A 2,366-nucleotide genomic window follows, 5' to 3' on the forward strand; every position below is an offset into this window, starting at 1 on the left:
CCGATTCCTCATTTGGTGGGGGTGGCGGGGATGCTACTGCTGCTGGGGCCCAGCGGTTGGCTGGCGCGGCTGGCCTTCCAACTGGGCTGGATTGCCTCGGATCAGGATTTTCCCTTGTGGGTGAACGACCGCGGCTATGTGGGGGTGTTGCTCTATTGGCTTTGGAAGGAGATCCCGTTTACCGCTCTGGTGGCGCTGACGCTGCTGCGCGGGATGGGATCCGAGCTGGAGCAACAGGCCCGGCTGCTGGGGGCTTCTGCCGCCCAAACGTTTTGGTATGTGACCCTGCCCTTGCTGAGGCCGGGGCTGCTGGCCACCGGGATTCTCATCTTCGGTTTCGTCTTCAGCGCTTTTGAGGTTCCCTTGCTCTTGGGGCCCACCTACCCGCGCACCTTGCCCGTTCTGATCTATCAGCGCTTCACCCACATCAACCTGGAGCAGCGGCAGCAGGCGGTGGCGCTGGGGGTGATCCTATTGGTCATCTCGGCAGCGGTGGTCAGCCTAATCGGAGGGCTGTTTGCAGCCAGAGTATCCTTTCTGCAGCTGCCGTTTGGCTCAGCGGGACGGAGTCCTTGGAGAAAGCCGTGAAAGGACGCAGATGGATTGGGGGATCCCTGCTCCGCCTTGGGGTGGCCGGAGTGGCCCTCCTTTGGGCTTTGCCCTTTGGGGTGCTGGCCCTTTGGGCCTTCACGCGGGCCTGGTATTTTCCCGATGCCCTGCCCCGGGCATGGAGCTTAGTCGGTTGGCAGCAACTGCTGAGCTGGGGATCCCAGTTCCGGGCAGCCTTCGGCCAGAGCTTGCAAATTGCCCTGTTTACCACCCTGCTGGCCTTGGGGGTGGGGATCCCGGCAGGGCGAGTTTTGGGCACCCGTCCCGTGCCTGCCTGGCTGCGCCTGCTGCTGCTATTGCCCATCATCACCTCTCCTTTGGCCGTATTGATGGGCATCCAAGGGGTGCTGATTCGCCTGCGGCTGGACAGTACCCTGCTGGCGGTGGTTTTGGTGCATCTGATCCCGACCATTCCCTACATGGCTCTGGTGATGGGCAGTGTGTTCGCCCGTTTCGACCGCGGCTACGAGGCGCAGGCCCGCTGTTTGGGGGCGGATCCCTGGCAGGTGTGGTGGCAGGTGACGTTGCCCCTCATTGCCCCTGGGGCAGCCATTGGGGCGGTATTTGCCTTTTTGATCTCCTGGAACGAATTTTTGCTCACCTTCTTCGTCGGCGGTGGGCGGGTTCTCACGCTGCCAATGCTGCTCTACAGCCTTTTGCAAGGGGGAAACAATACCCTGGTGGCTGCAGTGGCCTTCCTGTCGCTGCTGCCGGGGTGGTTGGCCTTGCTGGGGGCCAGCGTCTGTTTGGGGCAGGCCATCGGGCTACCCCCCACAGAGGTTCAAGAGGGGGAGAGCTAATATCCCTTCAGGGCCAGGTTGGGACGTTGCAGAGCGGCCCCCACCCGTTGAACCTGGGTCTTGAAGCTGCCATCTCGCTCCAGCCATATCTGCCTCAGGGCAGGGGGAATCACCTCCAGGCCAAACTGAGGGCTCTTGGGACGAAATTGCACACAGGTTGAGGGACAAGCCAGGTAATCAACCCCCTCCCGCCGGCGGTGCAGGTCTTGGTGAATATGGCCGAATACAACGAGGCGGATGTGGTCGAACTCGTCCAGAACCCCAAACAACCGCTCCGGCTGCTGCAGGGCACTTTGATCCAGCCAGGCAGAATCCACCGAAAAAGGGGGATGGTGCAGGGCCAACAAAACATGGTGTTGGGCAGCTTTGCTCCGCTGCAATTCCTGTCTCAGCCACAGCAGCGTGCGCTCCGTCAGGTAGCCGCTATCTTTGCCGGGCACGAGGGAGTTCAACAAAATAAAGCTCCAATTTTCCCGGCTGAAGCTCTTGTCCCCGAATAGCCGCTCGGCGTGGAGCTCTTGGTTCATGTTGTGCAGGCGATCGTGGTTGCCCGCCAACCAGTAAGTATCGATGGGGAGAGCCTGCAAATGGGCTCTCAAACGGGCGTAAGATGCCGCACTGCCATCTTGAGAGAGATCTCCGGTAAGCAGCAGCAGATCCGGCAAGGGATCCAGAGCGGCAATGGCCTTTTGCACCTGCAGGAAAGAGGCTTCCGTGTCCACCCCCAGCAGCCGGTGATGGGGCTTGGCAAACAGATGCAGGTCGCTGATCTGAACCACGTATACGGTCATAGAGCAGGCCCAAGAGGGTGGGATCCCATCTCCGCAGGTTTAAAACACTACCGTTCTAGCACCAGATGGCCCGGCTGGAACCCGTAGGTAGGGTCATTTCGATTCAAGCTAGGACACTGCACCCACACCCAAAACGTTGGTCGCGTCTTCGCGTCAGCGTTGCGGA

The 2,366-nt window shown here is 60.8% G+C and carries 3 protein-coding genes; 2 read left to right on the top strand and 1 reads right to left on the bottom strand.

All coding sequences use genetic code 11. The features are described 5' to 3' along the window. Together NW856_RS14240 and NW856_RS14245 are read left to right on the top strand one after the other, a co-directional pair. Nucleotides 1-588 (top strand): ABC transporter permease subunit (locus NW856_RS14240; protein ID WP_414400765.1); only part of this gene is annotated, 588 nt, incomplete at its 5' end. Continuing rightward, complete coding sequence (locus NW856_RS14245) at nt 585-1,409, top strand: ABC transporter permease (RefSeq protein WP_414400766.1); 825 nt, start codon at nt 585-587, stop codon at nt 1,407-1,409. The genes NW856_RS14240 and NW856_RS14245, both read left to right, overlap by 4 nt. Here NW856_RS14245 and cpdA read toward each other — a convergent pair. After that, complete coding sequence (gene cpdA, locus NW856_RS14250) at nt 1,406-2,200, bottom strand: 3',5'-cyclic-AMP phosphodiesterase (protein WP_414330753.1); 795 nt, start codon at nt 2,198-2,200, stop codon at nt 1,406-1,408. The genes NW856_RS14245 and cpdA overlap by 4 nt on opposite strands. Nucleotides 2,201-2,366: the final 166 nt, after the last annotated feature.

It is taken from the genome of Synechococcus sp. R3-13 (genome assembly GCF_047462195.1).
GTDB lineage: Bacteria > Cyanobacteriota > Cyanobacteriia > Thermostichales > Thermostichaceae > Thermostichus.

What these genes read in the sequence shown, in the direction of transcription:
- cpdA (WP_414330753.1), bottom strand. Translation starts at nt 2,200, where the DNA reads ATGACCGTATACGTGGTTCAGATCAGCGACCTGCATCTGTTTGCCAAG.